The organism is Roseivivax sp. (assembly GCF_054552075.1).
Genome location: NZ_JBTOLZ010000011.1, coordinates 65,531 through 87,585, shown reverse-complemented (window position 1 = coordinate 87,585; position 22,055 = coordinate 65,531). Strand labels below are relative to the sequence as shown.

Genomic DNA, 22,055 nt, shown 5'->3' with positions numbered 1-22,055 from the left:
CTCGGGGCAGTTATTTTTCCTTATTTTTGACGCCGGCACGCGACGCTCGGACCAGGGCGCGCCGCGGGCGCAGGACGCGCCCGCATGTGCCCTACTCGCCCCCGTCGGGGTCGCCGCCGCCGGTGGAGCTGCGCACGGATTTCGACAGCGGGCCCTTGTCTTCCATGCTCTGCGGGGTCTGGCCCTCGGCGGCGAAGGCGCGGTGGTCGGGCACGCCCTGCCCGGTCAGCGCCTCGGCGTTGCGCAGCCAGAGGTCGCGCTGCGGGAAGGGGATCTGGATGTCCTCTTCGGAGAAGCGCTCCGCGATCTGGTGATTCATCTCGGTCTGGACCTCGAAGATCTCCAGGATGTCGGTCAGGATCACCCGGATCTCGAACTCGATGCCGCTTTCGGCGAAGCCCTTGAACCAGACGTAGGGCGCGGGGTTCATCAGCACCAGCGGATGCGCCCGGGCGATGGACAGAAGGATGCGCTGCACCTTGCGGGTGTCCGAGCCATAGGCCACCCGGATCGGCACGATCAGCCGGCCCAGCGTGTTGCCGCGGGTGTAGTTCGTCACCGTGCCCGAGACGAGGTCCGAGTTCGGCACGATCACGTCGAAACGGTCGAAGGTCTCGATCCGGGTGGAGCGCACCGAGATGTCCTTCACGAAGCCCATGTTGTCGCCCACGGCGATCCAGTCGCCCTGGCTGATCGGCCGTTCGATCAGAAGGATGATGCCCGAGACGAAGTTCGACACGATGTTCTGCAGGCCGAAACCGATGCCGACCGACAGCGCACCGGCGACCAGCGCGATCGACGACAGGTCGATGCCGGCGGCGGTGAAGGCCACGATGGCGGCGGTGAAGATACCGATGTAGCCGATGCCCGCGACGATGGCGTTGCGCCCGCCGATGTCGATCCGGGTCTTCGGCAGCACGCTCGAGCGCAGCCCGCCCTGAAGGCCCCGGGTGATCGCGAAGCCGATCAGGAAGACGGCGATGAAATAGAGGAAATCGGCCGGAGAGATGCGGCTTTCGCCGAGCTGGAAGCCGGTGGTGAAGGCGGTCCAGAGCTCGGTCAGATCCGAGACCCGCGCGCCCCAGATCAAGGCCAGCACCGGGAAGGCGCAGAGCATCAGAAGGAAGCCCGCGAAGACCGGCACCAGGCTGTTCGATTCCCGCGCCGTGCGGCCCGTCACCAGGTGGTAGACATCCGCGATCACCCGCAGAAGCACCAGGAGCGTGCCCGCCAGGACCAGCGTGGCGATCATCGGGAAGGTCAGCGCCAGCGCCACCTGCAGGTAGCCCGCGGCGGCGAAGATCGGCGCGGCCAAGGCGGTGACGATCAGGATCCGCCCCAGGAGCCGCGCGACGCGGAACCAGAAGAGCACCGGGTCGGGGTCGTCCTCCTCGCCCTGGGCCTCGGCCTCGGGCGCGGCGCCGCGGAAGATCATGCCGAGCCGGAACAGGAGCAGCGAGGCCACCGCGATGATCGGGAAGGACAGCACCGCCACCACGTCCGAGGCATAGTCGTCGGCCTCGGTGAAGACGTTCAGGATCGCGCCCAGGACGACCAGCACCGAGAGGCCCGAGAAATAGACCCGCGCCTCGGTCCGCCGCGCGTTCTCGAGCGGCAGCGTCGCCTCGTCGTCGTCCGAGGAAAAGCTCTGCTGGGCGAGCCAGCGCACGTAGACCAGGATGCCGACCCAGACCGGCAGGCTTTCGAGGATCAGCTCGCCCCGCGCGCCGATCAGCCCGGTCAGCCGCAGCCCGTAGGAGATCAGGATGATCCCGATCAGCGGCAGCACGATCATCCCCAGCGAGGCGGCGAAGCGCCAGACGCCCGAGGCCCGGCGCGAGATCGTGTTGCGCAGCCAGCGCACGCCGCGTTCGGCCCAGTGCCGCCCGCGCGCCAGGAGCAGGAGCCCCAGGAGGATCAGCACCACCGCGATCGGCAGGCTCTCGCGGTCGGTGGAGAGCGCGCCATCGGCGAACTCGCCCTCGGTTTCGACCACGAAGGCGCGGAAGGAGCGCAGGAGCTCCTCGACCGCGGTCGGCCAGAGCGCGGGATTGAGCGGCGTCGGCCCCTGCGAGAACAGCCGCTCGGCGGCGCGGGCGCGGATCCGGCCGTCGATCTCGCGGATCAGCCCGTCGGCGCGGGTATAGGCCTCCTCGGCGGTCAGGACCGGGGCACGCGCCTCCTCGAGCTGGCGGCTGAGCGCGGCGCGGCGCTCGGCGATGTCGGCGGCCTCTTCCTGGCCTTCCTCGGGCGCCGGTCCCAGCGCGTCGAGCTGCGCCTGCAGGGTCTGCACCCGGGCGTTCTGCTCGTTCTGAAGGATGCTGAAGCGCTCGCGGTAGGCCACGAGGTCGCCGCGGATGCGTTCGAGAAGGCTGGTCGAGGCCTGGCCGTCGGCCAGGGTCTTCTCGATCCGCTCGGCGCTTTCGTTCCAGGCGTCGAAATCCACCGTCTCGGCGCGCGGGGCGGGATCGGGGCTGCTGTCCTCGACCGCGCCGCCGCGGCCGGTGGCCGCCTGGCCGATCTCCTCGGCAGATTCAGCCGCGGTCTCGGCGGCGCTGCCGTCTTCCTGCGCGGCAAGACCGCCCGGCGCCAGCGCCACGAGCGCCGCCAGCCCGGCGGCGCGAAGCCAGCGGGCGGCGGCGGTCATACGTCCTCGAAGACGCCCGGGATAGAGGCCGGCGCGCGGTCCATCCACGGCGGCTTGGGCAGGCCCTTGCTGTCGAGGAACTCGGGGTTGAAGAGCTTCGACTGGTAGCGGTTGCCGAAGTCGCAGAGGATCGTGACGATGGTGTGGCCGGGGCCCATCTCCTTGGCCATGCGGATCGCGCCGGCGACGTTCACGCCGGTCGAGCCGCCCATGACGAGGCCCTCTTCGCTCAGAAGGTCGTAGACGATGGGCAGCGCCTCGGCGTCAGCCACGCGGCAGGTGAAATCGGGGGTAAAGCCCTCGAGGTTGGCGGTGATCCGCCCCTGCCCGATGCCCTCGGTGATCGAGTCGCCGGGGTTCTCCTCGCCGGTGTAGAGCTTCAGAAGGCCCGCGCCCTCGGGATCGGCGAGGCCGACCTTCACGCCCTTGGGCTGCAGCGCCATGCCGACGCCCGCGACCGTGCCGCCGGAACCCGCCGCGCAGATGAAGCCGTCGACCTTGCCGCCGGTCTGTTCCCAGATCTCGGGGCCGGTGGTCTCGACGTGGGCCTGGCGGTTGGCGACATTGTCGAACTGGTTGGCCCAGATCGCGCCATGCGGTTCGGTCTTGGCCAGTTCCTCGGCCAGGCGGCCCGAGTAGCGCACGTAGTTGTTGGGGTTCTTGTAAGGGGCCGCGGGCACCTCGACCAGCTCGGCGCCGGCGAGCCGCAGCATGTCTTTCTTTTCCTGGCTCTGGGTCTCGGGGATCACGATCACCGTCTTGAAGCCCAGCGAGGCGCCGACCAGCGCCAGCCCGATGCCGGTGTTCCCGGCGGTGCCCTCGACGATGGTGCCGCCGGGCTCCAGGAGCCCGCGCTGGACCGCGTCGCGGATGATGTAGAGCGCCGCGCGGTCCTTCACCGACTGGCCGGGGTTCATGAACTCGGCCTTGCCGAGGATCTCGCAGCCGGTCTCCTCGCTGGCCCGTTTCAGGCGGATCAGGGGGGTGTTGCCGACGGCTTCGGCCAGGTCCTTTGCGATGCGCATGGCGGCGTCCTTTTGATTTCCCGCTCGGGTGTCCTTGGGTGTAGGACGCGGACCCCGGGAACTCAAGCGCCCGCGCGGAGGCCCGCGCGTTCGCGTGCGAGCCAGAGGAGCATCATCGCCAGCGGTCCGGCGTTGATCTCGCCGCTCTCGACATGGGCCAGGGCCTCCTCGAAGGCCACGACGTGGCTGCGGATGTCCTCGTTCTCCTGGTCGAGCCCGGCGTGCACGACGCCCCGCCCGACCAGGTCGGCGACCCCCAGGAAGCAGTGGAAGAACTCCGAGGAATAGCCCGGCGAGGCATAGACCTTGAGCATCGGACGGATGTCGGAGAGCTCCAGATGCGCCTCCTCGAGCGCCTCGCGGCGGGCGGTCTCGATCGGCGGCTCGCCCGCGTCGACCAGCCCCGCGACGGGTTCCAGCACCCAGGGGCGCGGGTCGTCGCGCATCAGCGGGCCATAGCGGAACTGCTCGATCAGCAGCACCTGGTCGGTGACCGGATCGTAGGGCAGGACCAGGGCCGCGTCGAAGGCGCAGAAGGCCTCGCGGGTGACGGTCTGGGACTGCCCGCCCTGGTATTGCGGGAAGCGCACGTCGAAGCGGCGGAGGCGGAAGAAGCCGTCGTGCCCGCCCTCGCGGAACTTCACCTCTGGCGCGCCGCGCTCGCCCATGTCGGTGCGCAGCGCCGCGGGCGCGGGGTCGCGGCCCATCTCGCGGGCCCAGCCGCGCGCGGCGAAGACCGGCCAGAGCGCATGGGCGGCGCTGGCCTCCTCCTGGCCGAAGCGGGTCATGATCTCCTCGGCCGCCGAGGTCGCGATGGCGCCCCAGCGGGCCGACCAGTCGGCGATCTCGAAGGGCGCGCCGGTCTCGGGGATCTCGGCGGGGACATAGACCCGGGCCAGGCAGCGGCCCGCCTCGGTCTCGATCTCGAGGTCCTGCGGCAGGTAGCCGAAGCCTTCCTCGTAGTAGTCGACCCGCCGGGCGGCCTCGGCGTCGAGCGTCACAAGCTGGCCCTCGGCGGCGCCGGGGCTCTCGATCAGCACCGGGTAGGCCGCGCCCGCGACCCAATGCGCCGCCCGGCCCGGCAGACGCGCGGGCGTGACGGCGACCTCGCGGCCGGCGACCGCGGTCAGAAGCGGCGCGTGCCGCAGGGTTCCGAACAGAAAATAATGTGTCACGTCAGCGCCAGTAATGGCTCGCCACTTCGGCTGCAACGCCCGCAATCACCGCGCCCAGCGCCATGAGGCCCAGGGTCTGCGGGACCAGCAGATAACTGCCGTATTCCAGGAAGAAGGCGATGCCGCCGTCGACCGCCTCGAAGACCGAGGAGTATTTCTTCTTCAGGCTTTCCTCGACCATGGCGTCGGTGGCCTGAACCCCAAGGCAGAGGATCGTCGCGACCGCGGTGCCGGTGATGCCATTGGTGATCGCCGCGGCACTGCCCCGCCCGATCCCGCGCCCGATCACCCGCCAGCCGACGATGAAGGCCAGGACCGCGTTGACCTCGGCCACGAGCCCCACGACCACCGAGTCCGGCAGATCGGCCACCACCAGCTTGGTGACCGCATAGGCCAGGAGGGCGAGCAGAAGGCCCGCCACGAGTTTCGGTGCCGTGGGCATGGGGCTTAACCCGGACGTGACAACGTGATCTGCGTGACGTCGCAATTGCCCGAGGAGAAGGTCGCCGCGCAGGACGTCAGGTAGAAGTTCCACATTCGGCGGAAGCGGTCGTCAAACCCTAACTGGGCGACCTGGTCCCATTTGTCGTTGAACGTGTCGTGCCAGCGACGCAGCGTCTGGCTGTAACTTTCGCCGAACTCGATGCTCTTCATCACCTCGAGGCCGGCGCGGGTGATCTCGTCGCGCAGCACCACCGGCGAGGGCAGCATGCCGCCGGGAAAGATGTACTTCTGGATGAAGTCGGGCCCGCGCTTGTAGACCTTCCAGCGGCGGTGCTGGACGGTGATGATCTGCAGCGTGGCCCGGGCGCCGGGCTTCAGGCGTTCTTTCACCGTGTCGAAATAGACAGGCCAGTACTTCTCGCCCACCGCCTCGAACATCTCGATCGAGGCGATGCCGTCGAAGCGGCCCTGCTCGTCGCGGTAGTCCTGCAGCTTGATCTCGACCTGGTCTTCCAGCCCGGCGCGGCGCATGCGTTCGCGGGCGTAGTCGTATTGCGCCTGGCTGATCGTCAGCCCGGTGACCTTCAGCCCGCGTTCGCGCGCGGCATATTCCGCGAAGCCGCCCCAGCCGCAGCCGATCTCGAGCACGTGGTCGCCGGGCTTGGCGCCCATCTGGTCGACCATGGAGGCGTATTTCTTCACCTGCGCCGCCTCGAGGCTTTCCTGGCCGGTTTCGAACTTGGCCGAGGAATAGGTCATCGTGTCGTCGAGCCAGAGGCCGTAGAACTCGTTCCCGAGGTCGTAGTGATGGGCGATGTTGCGCCGCGCCTGGGTCTTGGAGTTCGACTTCAGCCAGAAGCGCGCGCGCTCGTAGAGCCGCACCAGCCCCATGCCGGGGAAGCCGTCGTAGATGTCCTCGTTGTCGGCATGCACAAGGTCCATGAAGGCCTGCAGGTCCGGGGTCGACCACCAGCCGTCGAGATAGGCGTCGCAGAAGCCCAGGTCGCCCTCGCGGATGAGCCGCGCGAAGAGGTCGGGGTTGTGGATCTCGAGCTCGGCCACCGGCCCCGGGGCCTTGCCCTCGGCGCGGAAGCGGCGGCCGTCGGGCAGGACGAAGTCGACGCGGCCGTTCTCCAGGCCCCGGACCATGTCGAAGACCTGCGTGAAGTAACGGGGCAGATCCTTCTGCCCGGCGGTATCGGTCAGGATCATCTCCCGCGCATCCCCCTCAAAAATCACCAATCTCTCCGGCGAACCACGACGGGCCCCTGCGCGAAGTTTCCAAAGAAGCTATAGGCGGCGGAGGCGTCGCGGCAAGGCGACCCCCGCGCAAGTGACGCGGCGAGAGCACAGTGGCGCCCTGCCCCGCCGGGCCCGTTGCCCGCGCCGCGGTGGCGCGGGCGGGCGGCCCGGCCTTGCGGGGCGTGCCGAACGGTCATGCGGCGGGCCACTCAGAAATCGCGGTTCTCATAGGCCTTGAGCGCCCGCTCCCGGCCTTCCTTGGCCCCCACGATCGGCTCGGGATAGGCATCCCCTGGCGCCATCTTCCAGGACCGCGGGATCGCGTCGAAATAGCTCAGCGCCTCGGCAGGCGGGCTCTCCTGGCCCTCGGCGATCCAGCGCCGGAGGTAGCGGCGCTGCTTGTCGAAGCGGTCGACCTGGGTCTCGGGGTTGAAGACGCGGAAATAGGGCGTGGCATCCGGGCCCGAGCCGGCCGACCACTGCCAGCCGAGCGCGTTCGAGGCCGGGTCCCAGTCGATCAGGCAGTCCTCGAACCAGGCCTTGCCGATGCGCCAATGGCTCATCAGGTGCTTGCAAAGGTAGGAGGCCACGATCATCCGGCCGCGGTTGTGCATCCGCCCGGTCACATACATCTCGCGCATGGCCGCATCGACGAAGGCCATGCCGGTGCGGCCGCGCTTCCAGGCGATGACCTCGGAGCGGCGCTCGTCCTCGTTCCAGGGGAAGGCGTCCCATTCCGGGCGCCAGTTGCCGCTGTCGAGCTGCGGCGTGTGCCACAGGAGGTGATAGGCGAACTCGCGCCAGACCAGCTCCTGCAGGAAGGTGCCGGCGCCTTCCTTGCCGTCCTCCTGCGCGCGGCGCCCGGCGGCCCAGCATTGCGCCGGGGTGATCTCGCCCAGGGCCAGGTTCTCCGAGAGGTTCGAGGTGCCGTCCTCGGCCGGCAGGTCGCGCGTGGTGTCGTAATCGCCGATGAGATTGGCGGTGAAGGCGCCGAGGCGGGACTGCGCCGCCCCCTCGCCGAGGCGCACGTAGGGCCGCACCACCGCCGCGCCCCGGTCCATGCCCGCGCCGAGCGCCCAGTCGCGCAAGGTGTCGCTTTTGGGCCAGCTGTCGGGCGCGGGGATGCGGCCCGGCGTGGCGATGGGCTCGGGCACATCGCGGTCGCGCACGGCGCGCCAGAAGGGGGTATAGACCTTGTAGAAGCCGCCGGTCTTGGTCTCGACGCTCCAGGGTTCGAACATCAGGTGGCCGGCGAAGCTTTCGGCCGCGACGCCCTGGTCCTTGAGGGCGGATTTGACCTCGCGGTCGCGCTCCACGCTCTCGGCGTCATAGGCGCGCATCCAGTGCACCGCGCCGGCGCCGGTCTCTTCGATCAGGTCCTGCAGGACGCTGAGCGCATGGCCCGCGCGCAGGATCAGCCGGCTGCCCTTCTCGGCGTAGCTTTGCCCGAGATGCTCGAGCCCCAGCTCCAGCCGCCAGGCCGGCGCGGTGCCGAGCCCGTCGACCAGCCGGTCGCGGATGAAGACCGGGATGACCGGCCCGCCGCGGCGGGCGGCGGCCTCGAGCGCGGGATGGTCGGAGAGCCGCAGGTCGCGGCGGTGCCATAGGAGCGTCGGTCTCGTGTCAGCCAAGGGCGCCTCGCGGGGTTCGGGGGGTACAGGGAGGATGCGGTTGGCAGGAGAGCTAGCGTGGCGCGGCGGAGGTCAACTGTTGGGGGGGGAGCTAGGAGGATGGGTGGTGGTGTGGGGCGTTGGGAGGATGGGCGGTGAAGTGGGCCGCCCGGAGGTTGGTGGTTGGTGCGGGGTGCACGGAAAATGATGGTTGGCGTGGGTCGCCCGGACAATGGGTTGAGACGTGGGGTGCTGAGATGATGGGTGACCGCGTGGTGCGCTGGGAGGATGGTGGCTGGCGGGAGGCGCTGAAGGGACGGATGGAGGTGGGGACCGCCTGAAGCCAACGGAAGGAAGCCCCGAGACGCGGACCCCCGCCTTCGCAGGGGCGAATGCCTTCACAGCATGGCCAGGCACCCCCTTGCGCCCGAATAGCACCGAAGGTGCCGGGCGCGCGCCGGACCGGCCCCTTGGGCCGGCGCTCTTGTGGGTGGCGTGCTTAGCTCAGTCCTAGCACTGACCTTGTTGGGATAAAGTGCATCGCTCGGAGGTCGTCAGCGCCGCCCCCCGGTCCGGTGCGCGCCCTTTGTCGGGAGAGATTGAGAGGGCTTGGGATCTGGCCTTTGAGGGAGGATCGGCTCACCCAAAGGACGTCTCCAGCCCGAGAGCCGCGCATTTGGCCTGGACGGACAAAACGTCACGACCCGCACGCCCCCCCGACGGGGCTTTTGCCTTCACAGCACGGCTAGGCGCATCCTCGCGCCCGAATAGCATCGAAGATGCCGGGCGCGCGCCGGACCGGCCCCTTGGGCCGGCGCTCCTTGGGGTGGCGTGCTTAGCTCACAGCCAGCCCTGACCTTGCTGGGAGAAAGTGCTGAGCTCAGAGGTCAGTAGCGCCGGCCCCCGGTCCGGCGCGCGCCCTTTGTTGCGTGAGTTTGAGAGGGGGTTGGGGGCGCGAACTTGGTGAGCGGTCCGGCACGCTGCGGGCGGAGAGCGACGCTTGGCGACGCTAGGTGTTCAGTTGTGGCTAGGGTGCTCTACCGCCCAAGACGCGCACGTCACGCGCGACGCCCCAACACCCCCCGAGCCAAGCCCCCCTGCCCTCACACACACAAAAAGACCCGGGCGCTCCACGCGCCCGGGCCCAAAAGCCTCTCAGCTCACCCTGCCGCTCAGCGCGGCTCGGTGCGCAGGCCCTGCAGGGTCGACCAGCAGAGCACCAGCAGGATCAGCGTGAAGAAGATCCCGGTGGTGTTCACCATGGCCTGCAGCGCGGTCAGACCGCCGCCGATCAGGAGCACGATGGCCACCACGCCCTCGGTCGTCGCCCAGAACACCCGCTGCGCGGTGGGCGCCTCGGTCTTGCCGCCGGCGGTGATCGTGTCGATCACCAGCGAGCCCGAATCCGAGGAGGTGATGAAGAACACCAGCACCAGCACGATGCCCAGCGTCGAGGTGATCATCGTGAAGGGCAGATCGCCGAACATCGCGAACATGGCGATGGAGTCGTTATAGCTGCCGATCACGTTCTGGTAGACGCCGCTCTCGGTGCCCATCTCGATGACATGGCTGATCGCCGTGCCGCCGAAGGTGGCCATCCAGAAGACCGACACCAGGGTCGGGATCAGGATCACGCAGGTGATGAACTCGCGCACGGTGCGGCCGCGGCTCACACGGGCGATGAACATGCCCACGAAAGGCGACCAGGAGATCCACCAGGCCCAGTAGAACGAGGTCCAGCCCTGGCGGAAGCTGTCATCCTCGCGGCCCACCGGGTTCGACAGCGGGATCACGTCACGCACATAGGTCGACAGACCGGTCCAGAAGTCGCTCAGGATCTGCAGCGTCGGCCCCGCGATGAAGACGAAGAGCAGCAGCAGCCCGGCCAGGAACATGTTGAAGTTCGACAGGACCTTCACGCCGCCGTCGATGCCGCGCACCACCGAGATCAGCGCCACGGCGGTCACGCCGATGATCACGATGACCTGGGTGTTGAGCCCCTCGGGCAGGCCGAAGACGTAGTGCAGACCCGAGGAGGCCTGCTGCGCGCCGAGACCCAGCGAGGTGGTCAGGCCGAAGAGCGTCGCGAAGACCGCGGTGATGTCGATCACATGGCCGGTCCAGCCCCAGACGCGATCGCCGAGGAGCGGGTAGAAGGCCGAGCGGATCGAGAGCGGCAGCTGCTTGTTGTAGGTAAACAGCGCCAGCGACAGGGCGACCACCGCATAGACCGACCAGGGGTGCAGACCCCAGTGGAAGATCGTCGCGGCCAGGCCATGGGCGCGCGCCTCGGCGACCAGAGCCTCGTTGACCGTGCCGTCCTCGGAGAGCGGCCCCTCAAGACCAAGCGGGCCCGAGACCTGCATGTGGTAGACCGGCTCGAGCACGCCGAAGAACATCAGGCCAATGCCCATGCCGGCGGCGAAGAGCATGGCGAACCACGACAGGTAGCCGAAGTCCGGCGTCGCCTCGGTGCCGCCCAGGCGCACCGTGCCCCAGGGGCTGACGATCAGCGCCAGGCAGAAGATCACGAAGATGTTCGCCGCCGACAGGAAGAACCAGTCGAAGGTCGTGGTCACGAATGTGAACAGCCAGTTGAACACCGCCGATGCCTGATCCTGGAAGATCAGCGTGACCAGCACGAAGGCCATGGTGGTCAGCGAGGAAATCAGGAAGACGGGGTTGTGAATGTCGAAGACCAGCGGGCCGATCTTCTTGGTGACATTGTCCTGTCCGACCTCGTAGGATGTGTCGATCGTGTCGACTTCTCCGTCGGGGCTTGGAATATCCAGCCCTTCCGATGACGTATCCGTCATGGACGATACCCTCCTTGCAGGTATGAGTGGATTTTTGCCTATCGCTTCACCTAGGGCCTCAGCCTCAAGGTCCAGCGAAAACCGCGAATTCGGCCCTTTAACGCGGTTCTGACCGGATGACACCCGGAAAACACGGGAAAATTCCCCGCAAAACGACACCGCCCCGCATCACTCGGATGCGGGGCGGCGGGTGGTTTCCGGTTCGCGCGGGCCCCGTCACGGGCCCTTCGGAGGCGGCGGGCTCAGCCGCGTTTTTCGCTTCTGAGGCCCGCGATGATCGCCCAGCACATCAGAAGAAGCACGATGGTGAAGGGCAGCCCGGTGGAGATCACCATGGCCTGCAGCGCGCTCAATCCGCCGCCCAGGAGCAGCACGATCGCCACCGCGCCTTCGAAGAGGCACCAGAAGACCCGCTGCGGCACCGGCGCGTCGATCTTGCCGCCGGCGGTGATCGTGTCGATCACCAGCGAGCCCGAGTCCGAGGAGGTGACGAAGAAGACGATCACCAGGATCACCGCGATGGTCGAGGTGATCGCCGCCATGGGCAGATCCGCCAGCATCCCGAAGAGCGACAGCTCCGGCGAATAGCTGTCGATCACATTGGCCTTCACCTGGCTGGTCTCGGGGTTGGCGAGCACCTGTTCGATCGCCGTGCCGCCGAAGACCGCCATCCAGAGCACGCAGACCAGGCTCGGGATCAGGATCACGCAGGTGATGAACTCGCGCACCGTCCGGCCGCGGCTGACGCGGGCGATGAACATGCCGACGAAGGGCGACCAGGAGATCCACCAGGCCCAGTAGAAGGCCGTCCAGCCCTGGCGGTAGCTGTCATCCTCGCGCCCTACCGGGTTCGAGAGCGGCAGGAGATCCCGCCCATAGGCCACGAGCCCCTGCCCGAAGTCGGTCAATAGCACCAGCGTCGGCCCAGCCAGGAGCACGAAGAGCAGAAGCAGCGCGGCCACCACCATGTTGACCTCGGAGAGGACCTTCACCCCGCCGTCGAGCCCGCGCAGCACCGACACCAGCGCCACCACGGTGATCGCCACGATCAGCACCACCTGGCTGGTGACGGTATTGGGCACGCCGTAGACGAACTCGAGCCCCGCGACCGCCTGCTGCGCCCCGAAGCCCAGCGAGGTCGCGAGCCCGAAGAGCGTGGCGAAGACCGCCAGCGTGTCGATGATATGGCCGGTCCAGCCCCAGACCCGCTCTCCGAAGATCGGGTAGAAGGCCGAGCGGATGGTGAGCGGCAGCCCCTTGTTGTAGGTGAAAAGCGCCAGCGCCAGGGCGACGATGGCATAGATCGCCCAGGGGTGCAGGCCCCAGTGGTAGATCGTCGCCGCCAGCCCCATGCGGGCCGCCGCCTCGACGTTCTCGGCGATGATCGAGCCGTCCTCGGCGATGGGCGAGGCCACGCCCAGGGGTTCGGAGATGGCCATGTGGTAGACCGGCTCCAGCACCCCGAAGAACATCAGGCCGATGCCCATGCCGGCGGCGAAGAGCATGGCGAACCAGCCCGCATAGGTGAAATCCGGCGTCGCCTCGGTGCCGCCCAGCCGGACCGAGCCCCAGGGGCTGACGATCAGGAACAGGCTGAAGAGCACGAAGATATTGGCCGCCGAAAGGAAGAACCAGTCGAAGGTGCTGGTCAGCGCCGGGCGCAGCCAGCCGAAGAACTCGGTCGCCTGGGCCTGGAAGATCAGCGCGTAGAGGACAAACAGCACCACCGCCGCGCCGGAGATCACGAAGACCGGGTTGTGGATGTCGAAGCCGAAAGGCCCGACCTGGCCGTCGATGTTGTCCTGTCCGATGTCGTATTCGGTGTCGATGATGACGGCGTGCCCCTCCGGTTCCGGCACGCCTTCGGCGACGTTCTGATCGGTCATGCTGTTCTCCCCTAGCCCTGTTGCAGGCGAGCGCCCCTCTCGAGGGTCCGCCGCTCTGGCGCGGTGGGCCCCGGAGGCGCCTTCCATGGCCGGGAAGCCTACCGGGTCGAATCGCTCTGTCCAGAAAAATGCTTAATCCCTAGGCATTTTGCTGGCGGGCGACGGGGGAAATTGGGGCTGCGACGGCGGGTGTGGCGCGGCGGCGCGCGATGTTGGGTGCGCTCCGAAAAGCAGACCGCGCGCGACCGGAGCGGCCACGCGCGGTCCTGTAAGTCGCGCGGTCAGGCGGCTCTGGGCCCGCCGCGGGCCCGGCCCCCCGCCTAGCTGCCGAGGTCGACCACGACCCGCCCGCGCACCTGGCCTTGCAGGATCTGCGCGCCAAGTTCTGGCAGATCCTCCAGGGTCGCGGGATGGACCATGGCCTCGAGCTTCTGCATCGGCAGGTCGCGGGCCACCCGCTGCCAGGCGCGCAGCCGGTTGTCATAGGGCTGCATCACGCTGTCGATGCCCAGAAGGTTCACCCCGCGCAGCAGGAAGGGGATCACCTTGGCGGGCAGATCCGCCCCGCCGGCCAGCCCCACCGCCGCGGCAGAGCCGCCGTATTTCAGCTGCCCCAGGAGCCGCGCCAGCATCGGCCCGCCGACCGCGTCGACCGCGCCTGCCCAGCGCTCGCTCTCGAGCGGCCGCTTGGTGGTCTCGGCCAGCTCCTCGCGGGCCACGATCTCGGTGGCGCCCAGATCCTTGAGGTAATCCGCGCCCTCGGGCCGCCCGGTGACCGCCGCGACCTCGTGGCCGAGCTCGGCCAGGATCGCGGTCGCGACCGAGCCCACGCCGCCCGAGGCGCCGGTGACCAGCACCGGCCCCTGCCCCGGCGTGAGCCCGTGATCCTCGAGCGCCATGACCGCCAGCATGGCGGTGAAACCCGCGGTGCCCACGGCCATGGCCTGGCGTGTGGTGAGCCCCTCGGGCAGCGGCACCAGCCAGTCGGCCTTGACCCGGGCCTTCTGGGCGTAGCCGCCCCAATGCGCCTCGCCGACGCGCCAGCCGGTCAAAACGACCTTGTCGCCGGGCGCGTAGCGATCGTCCGAGGAGGCCTCGACCGTGCCCGCGAAATCGATGCCGGGCACATGCGGGTAGCTGCGCACCAGCCCGCCGCCGGGCCCGAGGCAGAGCCCGTCCTTGTAGTTCAGCGTGCTGTATTCGACCACCACGGTGACCTCGCCTTCGGGCAGGTCCTCGGTGGCGATCTCGCGCAGCCCGGCGCTGGTCTTGCCGGTCTCCGCGTCCTTCTCGACGATCAGGGCCTTGAACATGGTGCCTCCTCCTTGTCGGTCGCGCCGCGCGGGGCCTCTCGGGGCCCTGCGCGGGGTGGGGTGTGGGTCGCGCCGCGGCTCAGGGCGCGTCGGCCTCCCCGGGCATGAAGACGAGGTCGCTGACCGGCGCCTTGGCGCCCGCCTCGGTCAGCATGGCGTGGATCTGGCCGCGGTGGTGGGTCTGGTGGTTGAAGAAATGCGTGACGCAGAGCGCCATGGGCCGGCTGACCTCGCGCCCCGCGACGCCGGAATACCAGCTGAGGTCGCCTTGGAGCGTGGCGCTCTCCAGCCCCCGCGCCCAGTGAGTGAGCCGCGCGTCGAGCGCGGCGCGGGCGCGCTCCTGCTCCTCGAGGCTCGCGGTGAACTCCGGGCTCTCGGGGATGCCGCCCTCGGGCAGCGGGCTCCCGGTGAAGCGCGCGAGCCAGACCGTATCGCCCCAGAGCAGGTGGTTGGCGGTCCGGAAGATCGAGCCGAAGAAGCCCGCGCCGGCGCTTTTCAGCCGCGCCTCGCCGAGCGCGCGGAAGGCCGCGCCGAGCTGGCGGTTCTGCCAGGCGTTGTAGCGCGCCATCTGCCGCACGTAGTCCGCGTCGATCATGCCTCGGCCTCCTCTGCCGCCGCCAATCGAGCAGCTTGCCGCGCCGCTGGCAAGACCGGGGAAGATTTACGGCTTCTTTACCTTGAGGACAGAGGCTGGCGCCCATGCCGCGTCTTTATGGTGCCCTCTCGCCCGAAGCCTGGATGGCCGAGCTTTTCGGCTCGCAATCGGCCATGCGCGGCCAGGTGATCCGCCGCTCGCGCCGGGACGTGGAGCGTTACGCGGGCATGGATGCGCTCAAGGCCGAGGTGGCGCGGCGCGGCTACCGGGCAGTGGAGAACTCGGGCCAGGTGGTGATCTTCTGCAACCGCGCGCCGATCACGCGGCTGGTCTGAGGGTTCCGCACGCGGAACCCTCGGGGAAATCCGACGCGGATTTCCGGGGGGATAGCTGAAGGGATTCGCGCTTGCGTGGTCCGGGCGATCTTTCTGCGCGCGTTGTCCGGCCGCCCGACTGTGGTGACCACCCGGTCCAAATGCCCGCCAATCCACCACAGCGCGCGAACCAACCGTCACAAAACGCACCAAACCACCACAACCCGCGCCCCCAGGTTTTCCGCGTCCGGAAACCGCCCCGAAATCTCCGCGAGATTTCGACACCCCCTTTGCAAGCCCGCCGCAAACCCCTATCTTCCGAAGTGTTCCGGCAACGGAACTATGGACATAAACGCGCTCGTAATAAGCGGATCGGACCCGGGGGCGGTACCCGGCGGCTCCACCAAACACCCTTCGTTGGGGGGATCCTGGGGCCGAAACAGGATCGACGAACGTGTAAAGGGGTAGCTTTGTCCCGGTGAGGTACCACCGTTATCGGTCCGTAAAGCATAATTGCCAACGACAATCGTGCTCCGGTCGCTCTCGCAGCCTAATGCTGCGCGAAAGACCGAAATCTTAAGTCCAGTCCTCTAGCAAGGGCTGGCGGGGTTCGCAGGCACCTGGCAACAGAAGCCTGCATTTCAATACAGTACGGGACGTTTGGTAGCGCGACCGGTGCATTGCGCCGGGCTATGCAAGCTGCGCGTTCACGCCGGGGTCGGGCCGGACGTTTTGCCATCCGACCCAAAGCTCCAGCCGCAGCGCGCGTCACCCCTCTTCGCCGGAGTTCGCCTTCTCGAGGTCATCCGGACGCCCGACGTCGAGCCAGGGTTCGTGCATCGGATAGGCCACGGTGCGCTCGCCGGCCTCCCGCAAGCGGTCGAACAGCATCGGCATGTCGCAGCGCTCGTCGCGCCGGAGATGCGCCAGGGCCTGGGGTTCGAACGCATAGACCCCCGCGTTGATATGGCTGCGCGACACCGGTTTCTCGACGAAGCCCGTGATCTCCAGCCCGTCCATCTGCACCACGCCGTAGGGATTGGTCCACTCGTAGATCCGCACGGCCATGACGCCCAGCGCCTCCTGCCGCTCGCAGAACTCGATCAGGTCGCGGTAGTCGATGTCGGTCAGCACGTCGCCATTGGTCACGACGAAAGGCCGCGTCGGCGCGGGCGAGAGAAGCGACAGCGCGCCGGCGGTTCCAAGCGGCTGATCTTCCGTCACGTAGTCGATCGAGACCCCGAACCGGGACCCGTCGCCGAAGTGGTCCCGGATCATCTCACCAAGGTAGTTCAGCGACAGGATGAACTTGGTGAACCCCTGGCCGCGCGCGCGTTCGATGATGTGCTGCAGGATCGGTTTGCCGGCCACCGGCAGCAGCGGCTTGGGGCAATTCTCGGTGTAGGGCCGCAGCCGCGTGCCCTTGCCGCCGGCCATGATCACCATGGCATGGTCATGCGCGATCGGCCGGTCGAGGTCGTTCCAGAGATGCAGGCCGACCACGTGGCCCTCGCCGTCGACCACCGGCACCTGCATGACGTCGTTGGCCTGCATGATCGCGCGGATCATCGCGCGGTCGGCGCCTTCCGGCACGACCAGAGGCCGCTTGTTCGCCACGTCCTGGGCCAGGTCCTCCATGGTCAGGCCGCGCAGCAGGCCGCGGCGCACATCCCCGTCGGTCACCGTGCCGAAAAGCCGCCGCTCCGCATCCACGCAGAGCACCAGCTTCAGGCCGGTTTCATTCAGATTGGCGATGGTCTCGCCCAGCGTGGCGTCGCGCGGCAAGAGCGCCCCACGCCATTTCGTGTCCTGTTCCGTCACGCGGTCTGCTCCTCGGGCCAGGGCATGTCGAAAAAGCCCTTGGGGCGGGCTTCGGTGTCCCAGTTCTCGATCACCTCGAGCGTGCGGGCGCTGGCCCCGCCGTCGCCGTATGGATTGACCAGACCCTCGAGCCCCGCGCGAAACTCCGGCGCGAGGATGCGGGTGATCGCGGCCTCTATGGCGCCACGGTCTGCGGCGCAGTCAACAACGCTCTCGGCCTTCAGCCGCCCGTCCTGCCGGCTGCCGATATTGACCGTGCCGATCTTGAAGGCCGGCGCCTCGATCAGTCCTGAGGAGGAATTGCCCACCACCCCGTCGACATGGGCCAGCGCCGAAAGATAGCGCCTCTGGCCGAGCGAGCGGTGCACGCAGGCGCGCCCGGGATGCCGGGCGACAAATGCGTCGATCATCTCGAACAGCAGCTGACCGCCGGAATCCGCGTTGGGCATGGTGAAGATCAGCTGCGCGGGCGTCTCTTCCAGCGCAGAGAGCAGCTCGCGCATCTGCGCCGCAGGATCCGCGCCGCTGGCCGTCTCGGGGTGGAAGGTCACCATCAGGCTCCGCTCGCCAAGAGGCAGGCCAAGCGCCTCTTCCAGCTCGCCGCGCGCCATGGGCTCAAGCCGTGCGATGCCATCGAGGCCAAAGCCGCCGACGTCAAAGACACGTCCGGGGTCCTCGCCCATTTGAACCACCCGCCGCCGGTAGGCTTCGCTTGCGGTGAAATGCAGGTCCGCCATCTTGGTGATGGCGTGACGGATCGCGTCGTCGAAGGCGCCTTCGGTGACCTCCCCGCCGTGCAAATGGGCGATGGGCACGCCGGCGATCAGCGCCGCCGAGGCGGCTGCGAGGATCTCGAAGCGGTCCCCCAGAAGAACCACCATGTCCGGCGCCAGGTGCTGGAAGGCATCGGCAAAACCCGACATCGCGAGACCCATGGATTTCGTCACCGCCGGGCTGCTGTCCGAGGCCAGGAGCATCTCGACCTTCCAGTCGATCTTGAAGCCGTCCGCTTCGATCGCGCGCCAGGTCTCGCCGAACTGCGGGGCGAGATGCATGCCCGTCACCACGGTCAGCAACTCGCAAGAGGCCGAGTCCTTCAGCCCCTGCATAAGCCAGCGCAAGAGCCCGTATTCGGCGCGCGAGCCGGTGACGACGCAGACCCGTTTCACAGGTGGACCTCCTCATCCGTCTCGAAGGCCCGGGGCGCCGCCTGTCCGACCACTTCGTCCCAGCGCATCGGCGAGAGGCCGGTGCCGGGCCGTTTGGCGGTCAGGTTGTCCTCGCTGAAACGCTCGCCCGGGGCAATCGGCCGGGCGGCCACGATGGATTTCCGCGCGACGGCGCAATTCGCCGCCTCGGACGCCGTGCGCGCCTTGATCGGCGAGCCCAGCGCCCGCTCGATGCGGCGGATGCCGCGGATCATATCGCGCAGCTCCTCGGGCTCGAGGCTCGCCGCATGGTCGGGCCCGGGCATGGCGCGGTCGAGCGTGAAGTGTTTCTCGATCACCCGCGCGCCCAGCGCGACCGCGGCAATCGCCACCTCGATGCCCTCGGTGTGGTCGGAGTAGCCGACAGGCACGCCAAAGGCCTCGGCGATGGTCCGCATGGCCCGCAGGTTCACTTCGTCGAACGGCGCGGGATACTCGGTGGTGCAATGCAAAACGGTGATGCGGGCGCGCGGCAGCCCGGCCTCTTCGAGCGCGACGATGGCCGCCTCGATGTCACCGAGCGTGGCCATGCCGGTCGACAGGATCACGTCTTTCCCGAAGGAGGCGAGCCTGCGCAGATACGGCAGGTTGGTGATCTCGCCCGAGGGGATCTTGAACTGCGGGAAGCCCAGGGTGTTCAAGTAGTCGAGACTGTCGAGATCGAAGCCGGTCGAGAAAAAGCCGATGCCGCGCGCCTCGCAATGCGCGATCAGCGCGGCGTGATCGGCCTCGCTCAGCTCGAGCTTGCGCAGCATGGCCAGTTGCGAGCTGTCGTCATCGGATCCGGCGCCCGCCGTATTGCGGCTTTGGTAGCTGGCCTTCTGCGCCGAGGCCGCGGCGATCTTCTCGGCCTTGAAGGTCTGGAACTTGACCAGATCCGCCCCGGCCTCTGCCGCGACATCGACGAGGCGCTTGGCGGTCTCCAGATCGCCGTTGTGGTTCACGCCAGCCTCGGCGATGACCAGAACCTTTGCGTCTTGCGTCACGACGGTGCCCTCCGCGGTGTCTCGCGTATGGTCGTATCCTCGGGCAGATCGCTGCGGATCACGCAGCCCGCCCCGATCACGCTGCCCCGGCCGATGCTCACGCCCTGGTAGATGATCGCGCCGGAGCCGATGAAACAGCCCTCCCCGAGCGTGACATTGCCATTCACCCGCGCCCCGGTCGAGACGTGGCAATGATCCCCGATCCTCGCGTCATGCTCGACCAGGCATTGGCTGTTGAGGATGCAGTTCTCGCCGATCTCGGCCCCGGCATTGGCAATCGCTCCGTGCATGAGAATGCTGCCCGCGCCCAGGCTGGCGTGGCGGGAGCGGTAGGACATGGCCGCGCAGACGACGGGCAGATCCGCGCCTGCGGCCCGGGCCGCGGCAAAACAGCGGATCCGCGCGGCGGCGGAGGCGATTTGCCCGATGGTCACGAGCGCCGCCGGATGCGCGGCCAGGATGTCGTCGAGCGCGTCGTCCGTCCCGAGGACGGGATAGCCCAGGACGGCAGTAGTCTCGGCGCCGGGACGCTCGACGATACCGGCGACCTCGAACCGACCCTCGGCCTCGATCACGTCGATCGCGGCGCGGCAGTGGCCGCCGCCGCCGATGAGCACGATCCCGGTCATGCCAGGGTTGCCCCGAGATAGGCCGAGGAGGGCACGTTCACCACGCGGGCGGCCAGGTCCTCGGTCACGGGCAGCGCCGCCCTTGGCGCATCGGCGTAGATCGGCAAGGTATGGAGCGGCTCCCAGACCGGCCGCGCCATGAGGCCCGCGTCGTTCAGCACCCCAAGCAGCGTGTCGCGCGCAGCGGCGGCATGCGGCTTCAGCACAAAGGCGTTGAGCCAATAGTTCGACTCCGCGCCTTCGGGTTCGCGCAGCACCTCGAGATCGGGATGATCCGCGAAATTCGCCAGATAGGCCTCGGCCAGCCGGCGTTTCTGGGCCAGCCGGGTGTCGAGCTGGGCAAGTTGCGCCACGCCCAGCGCGGCATTGAGGTTCGGCATCCGGTAATTGTAGCCGATCTCGTCGTGTTCAAAGGCCCAGCGATGGGCGGCTTTCGCGGTCGTGGTCAGATGCTTCGCGCGTGCCGCAAGCTCGGGGTCGTCGGTGACGATGGCACCGCCGCCGCCCGTCGTCAGGACCTTGTTGCCATTGAAGCTGAGCGCGCTGACCCGGCCGAAACTGCCGCAGCGCCTGCCTTTGTAGCGGCTGCCCAGGGCTTCGGCGGCATCCTCGACGATGACGAGGCCGGCGTCCTGGGCGACTTCCGCAAGCCCGTCGATGTCGACCGGGTGACCGAAGGCGTGCATCGGCAGGATCGCGGATATGCGCCGCCCGGTTTCGCGGTTGAAGAGCCCTTCGCCGCGCCGCTCGGCGGTGGCATCCAGATGCGCCCACAGCGCCGCGGGATCGAGGCCCAGGGTCCGTTCCTCCACGTCCACGAAATGCGGCACCGCGCCCAGGTGGTGCGTGGCATTGGCCGTGGCCACAAAGGTCAGCGAGGGCATCAGCACCTCGTCGCCCGCGGACACGCCCGCGACCCGCAGCGCCACCTCCAGCGCGGCCGTGCCGTTCACCACCGCGACGCCATGCGCCGTCCCGCAGGCGGCGGCGATCTCGGCCTCGAAACGGTCGACGTATTTGCCCACCGAGGACACCCAGCCCGAGCGGACGCAATCGGCCACCAGCGCCTCTTCCTCGCCGTGGAACTCGGGCTTGTGCAGCGGCACGAAATCGGAGGGCGCCCCCAGCATGGCGTGCAGGCGATCGCGGATGTCATGGGCCAGGCGGGTCGGATCTTTCATGCGGGCGCTCAGATGTTGTAGCGGTCGGTCTTGTACCGCGCGAGGTTGGCCGGATCCTGGAACCATTCGGCGGTCTCGGCCAGGCCGCGCACGAAGCCGTCGCGGCCGCTGAACTCCGGCGCCCAGCCGAAGCGGGCCTGGGCTTTCTCGGTCCCCGCGAAGAGCCGCTCGACCTCCGAAGCCGCCGGGCGCTCGCGGCTCTGGTCGCTCTCGATCTCGACCTCGACGCCCATGGCCTCGGCGATGAGGTCCACGGTATCGCCGATGGAGATTTCGAAGTTGCTGCCGATGTTCGTCACCTCGCCGATGCAGCCGTCGCAGGTCATCGCCTGGATGAAGCCGCGCGCGGTGTCCCGAACGAAGGTGAAGTCGCGCGTCGGATGCAGCGCGCCCAGCTTCACGCGCCGCGAGCCCGCCGCGATCTGCCCGATGATCGTGGGGATGACCGCCCGCGCCGACTGCCGCGGCCCGTAGGTGTTGAAGGGTCGCAGCACCGAGACCGGCATCTCGAAGGAGCGTTGGAACGACAGCGCCATCTGGTCGGCGCCGACCTTGCTGGCCGCATAGGGCGATTGGGCGTTCAGCGGATGCTCTTCGGTGATCGGCACGAATTGCGCCGTGCCGTAGGTCTCGGAAGTCGAGGTGCAGACCGTGCGCGACACGCCATGCCGGCGGGCCGCCTGCAGCACGTTGAGCGTGCCGGTCACATTGGTCTGCACATAGGCGTCGGGCGCCTGGTAGCTGAAGGGAATGGCAATCAGGGCGGCGAGATGCAGGACGGTGTCGCACCCCTCGACCGCCGCATCGACGCCGTAGGGGTCACGGATATCACCCGAGACCACCTCGAACTTGCCGGCCACATCCGGCGCGGCATCATCGAGCCAGCCCCAGGAATTGAAGGAGTTGTAGTAGACAAAGGCCCGCACGTCGTAGCCGTCCCGCACGAGCGTTTCGACCAGGTGCGACCCGATGAAGCCGTCCGCCCCGGTGACCAAGACCTTCTGTGCCATGCCGTTCCCTCAGCCGTCCTGTGGCGTGTCCCATGCCTTGGGATCACACCCCCTAGCTGGGGTTGGTCGTGCCACCGAACCCGCCCGCGCGCAAGCACCCAGCGCGGCGCCGCGCCCCCTGCCCCGACGGCGAACGGCCCGAAGATCCGCATC

The 22,055-nt window shown here is 68.4% G+C and carries 17 protein-coding genes and 1 other RNA gene; 2 read left to right on the top strand and 16 right to left on the bottom strand.

Features of this window, described 5'->3' with window-relative positions:
* Positions 1–91: 91 nt before the first annotated feature.
* The 10 genes from ACX938_RS10380 to ACX938_RS10335 all read right to left on the bottom strand — a co-directional run bounded on the left by ACX938_RS10380 (position 92) and on the right by ACX938_RS10335 (position 14,753).
* Positions 92–2,647: a DUF3772 domain-containing protein gene (locus ACX938_RS10380; protein WP_459430989.1), complete on the bottom strand. Its 2,556-nt coding sequence runs from the start codon at positions 2,645–2,647 to the stop codon at positions 92–94.
* On the bottom strand, positions 2,644–3,672 hold the full coding sequence (locus ACX938_RS10375) for a cysteine synthase A (RefSeq protein WP_232751863.1): 1,029 nt from the start codon (positions 3,670–3,672) through the stop codon (positions 2,644–2,646). Before ACX938_RS10375 ends, ACX938_RS10380 begins: the two co-directional genes overlap by 4 nt.
* A 62-nt stretch (positions 3,673–3,734) precedes the next feature.
* Positions 3,735–4,847, bottom strand: a complete 1,113-nt coding sequence (locus ACX938_RS10370) for a gamma-glutamylcyclotransferase (protein WP_459430988.1) — start codon at positions 4,845–4,847, stop codon at positions 3,735–3,737.
* Between the two features lies 1 nt (position 4,848).
* A complete protein-coding gene (locus ACX938_RS10365; protein ID WP_459430987.1) occupies positions 4,849–5,289 on the bottom strand; it encodes a TrgA family protein in 441 nt (146 codons plus the stop codon).
* Between the two features lie 5 nt (positions 5,290–5,294).
* Complete coding sequence (locus tag ACX938_RS10360) at positions 5,295–6,503, bottom strand: class I SAM-dependent methyltransferase (RefSeq protein WP_459430986.1); 1,209 nt, start codon at positions 6,501–6,503, stop codon at positions 5,295–5,297.
* Between the two features lie 239 nt (positions 6,504–6,742).
* Positions 6,743–8,164: a cryptochrome/photolyase family protein gene (locus ACX938_RS10355; RefSeq protein WP_459430985.1), complete on the bottom strand. Its 1,422-nt coding sequence runs from the start codon at positions 8,162–8,164 to the stop codon at positions 6,743–6,745.
* A 1,151-nt stretch (positions 8,165–9,315) separates the two neighbouring features.
* Entirely contained in the window at positions 9,316–10,959 is a 1,644-nt protein-coding gene (locus ACX938_RS10350) for a BCCT family transporter (protein ID WP_232751868.1), read from the bottom strand.
* A gap of 242 nt (positions 10,960–11,201) precedes the next feature.
* Positions 11,202–12,845 carry a BCCT family transporter gene (locus tag ACX938_RS10345; RefSeq protein WP_459430984.1) on the bottom strand — a complete coding sequence of 548 codons (1,644 nt, stop codon included), beginning with the start codon at positions 12,843–12,845 and terminating at the stop codon, positions 11,202–11,204.
* A gap of 320 nt (positions 12,846–13,165) precedes the next feature.
* A complete protein-coding gene (acuI, locus tag ACX938_RS10340; RefSeq protein WP_459430983.1) occupies positions 13,166–14,158 on the bottom strand; it encodes an acrylyl-CoA reductase (NADPH) in 993 nt (330 codons plus the stop codon).
* A gap of 79 nt (positions 14,159–14,237) precedes the next feature.
* Entirely contained in the window at positions 14,238–14,753 is a 516-nt protein-coding gene (locus ACX938_RS10335; RefSeq protein ID WP_459430982.1) for a DinB family protein, read from the bottom strand.
* A 104-nt stretch (positions 14,754–14,857) separates the two neighbouring features.
* Here ACX938_RS10335 and ACX938_RS10330 point away from each other — a divergent pair, with 104 nt between their 5' ends.
* Positions 14,858–15,088 carry an N-(5'-phosphoribosyl)anthranilate isomerase gene (locus tag ACX938_RS10330; RefSeq protein ID WP_459430981.1) on the top strand — a complete coding sequence of 77 codons (231 nt, stop codon included), beginning with the start codon at positions 14,858–14,860 and terminating at the stop codon, positions 15,086–15,088.
* 264 nt (positions 15,089–15,352) lie between these two features.
* Positions 15,353–15,708: a transfer-messenger RNA gene (ssrA, locus tag ACX938_RS10325) on the top strand.
* A gap of 127 nt (positions 15,709–15,835) precedes the next feature.
* On the opposite strand, the gene ACX938_RS10320 is transcribed toward ssrA, so the two are convergent.
* From ACX938_RS10320 to ACX938_RS10295, 6 genes are read right to left on the bottom strand one after another with little or no spacing between them, the layout of a single operon-like run.
* Complete coding sequence (locus ACX938_RS10320; protein ID WP_232751873.1) at positions 15,836–16,888, bottom strand: nucleotidyltransferase family protein; 1,053 nt, start codon at positions 16,886–16,888, stop codon at positions 15,836–15,838.
* A complete protein-coding gene (gene neuC, locus ACX938_RS10315) occupies positions 16,885–18,057 on the bottom strand; it encodes a UDP-N-acetylglucosamine 2-epimerase (protein ID WP_459430980.1) in 1,173 nt (390 codons plus the stop codon). The genes ACX938_RS10320 and neuC overlap by 4 nt, the downstream gene beginning before the upstream one ends.
* Positions 18,054–19,082 carry an N-acetylneuraminate synthase gene (neuB, locus tag ACX938_RS10310; protein ID WP_459430979.1) on the bottom strand — a complete coding sequence of 343 codons (1,029 nt, stop codon included), beginning with the start codon at positions 19,080–19,082 and terminating at the stop codon, positions 18,054–18,056. Before neuB ends, neuC begins: the two co-directional genes overlap by 4 nt.
* Positions 19,079–19,711 (bottom strand): NeuD/PglB/VioB family sugar acetyltransferase, encoded by a 633-nt coding sequence (locus ACX938_RS10305; RefSeq protein ID WP_459430978.1) that lies wholly within the window; start codon positions 19,709–19,711, stop codon positions 19,079–19,081. The genes neuB and ACX938_RS10305 overlap by 4 nt, the downstream gene beginning before the upstream one ends.
* Positions 19,708–20,892: a LegC family aminotransferase gene (locus ACX938_RS10300; RefSeq protein ID WP_459430977.1), complete on the bottom strand. Its 1,185-nt coding sequence runs from the start codon at positions 20,890–20,892 to the stop codon at positions 19,708–19,710. Before ACX938_RS10300 ends, ACX938_RS10305 begins: the two co-directional genes overlap by 4 nt.
* Before the next feature lie 8 nt (positions 20,893–20,900).
* Positions 20,901–21,902: an NAD-dependent 4,6-dehydratase LegB gene (locus tag ACX938_RS10295; protein WP_459430976.1), complete on the bottom strand. Its 1,002-nt coding sequence runs from the start codon at positions 21,900–21,902 to the stop codon at positions 20,901–20,903.
* Between the last annotated feature and the right edge of the window lie 153 nt (positions 21,903–22,055).

Bases quoted from the DNA above. Each gene is read 5' to 3' on its own strand.
- ACX938_RS10380 (WP_459430989.1), bottom strand. From the start codon at position 2,647: ATGACCGCCGCCGCCCGCTGGCTTCGCGCCGCCGGGCTGGCGGCGCTC.
- ACX938_RS10375 (WP_232751863.1), bottom strand. From the start codon at position 3,672: ATGCGCATCGCAAAGGACCTGGCCGAAGCCGTCGGCAACACCCCCCTG.
- ACX938_RS10365 (WP_459430987.1), bottom strand. From the start codon at position 5,289: ATGCCCACGGCACCGAAACTCGTGGCGGGCCTTCTGCTCGCCCTCCTG.
- ACX938_RS10360 (WP_459430986.1), bottom strand. From the start codon at position 6,503: ATGATCCTGACCGATACCGCCGGGCAGAAGGATCTGCCCCGTTACTTC.
- ACX938_RS10350 (WP_232751868.1), bottom strand. From the start codon at position 10,959: ATGACGGATACGTCATCGGAAGGGCTGGATATTCCAAGCCCCGACGGA.
- ACX938_RS10345 (WP_459430984.1), bottom strand. From the start codon at position 12,845: ATGACCGATCAGAACGTCGCCGAAGGCGTGCCGGAACCGGAGGGGCAC.
- acuI (WP_459430983.1), bottom strand. From the start codon at position 14,158: ATGTTCAAGGCCCTGATCGTCGAGAAGGACGCGGAGACCGGCAAGACC.
- ACX938_RS10335 (WP_459430982.1), bottom strand. From the start codon at position 14,753: ATGATCGACGCGGACTACGTGCGGCAGATGGCGCGCTACAACGCCTGG.
- ACX938_RS10330 (WP_459430981.1), top strand. From the start codon at position 14,858: ATGCCGCGTCTTTATGGTGCCCTCTCGCCCGAAGCCTGGATGGCCGAG.
- ACX938_RS10305 (WP_459430978.1), bottom strand. From the start codon at position 19,711: ATGACCGGGATCGTGCTCATCGGCGGCGGCGGCCACTGCCGCGCCGCG.
- ACX938_RS10300 (WP_459430977.1), bottom strand. From the start codon at position 20,892: ATGAAAGATCCGACCCGCCTGGCCCATGACATCCGCGATCGCCTGCAC.
- ACX938_RS10295 (WP_459430976.1), bottom strand. From the start codon at position 21,902: ATGGCACAGAAGGTCTTGGTCACCGGGGCGGACGGCTTCATCGGGTCG.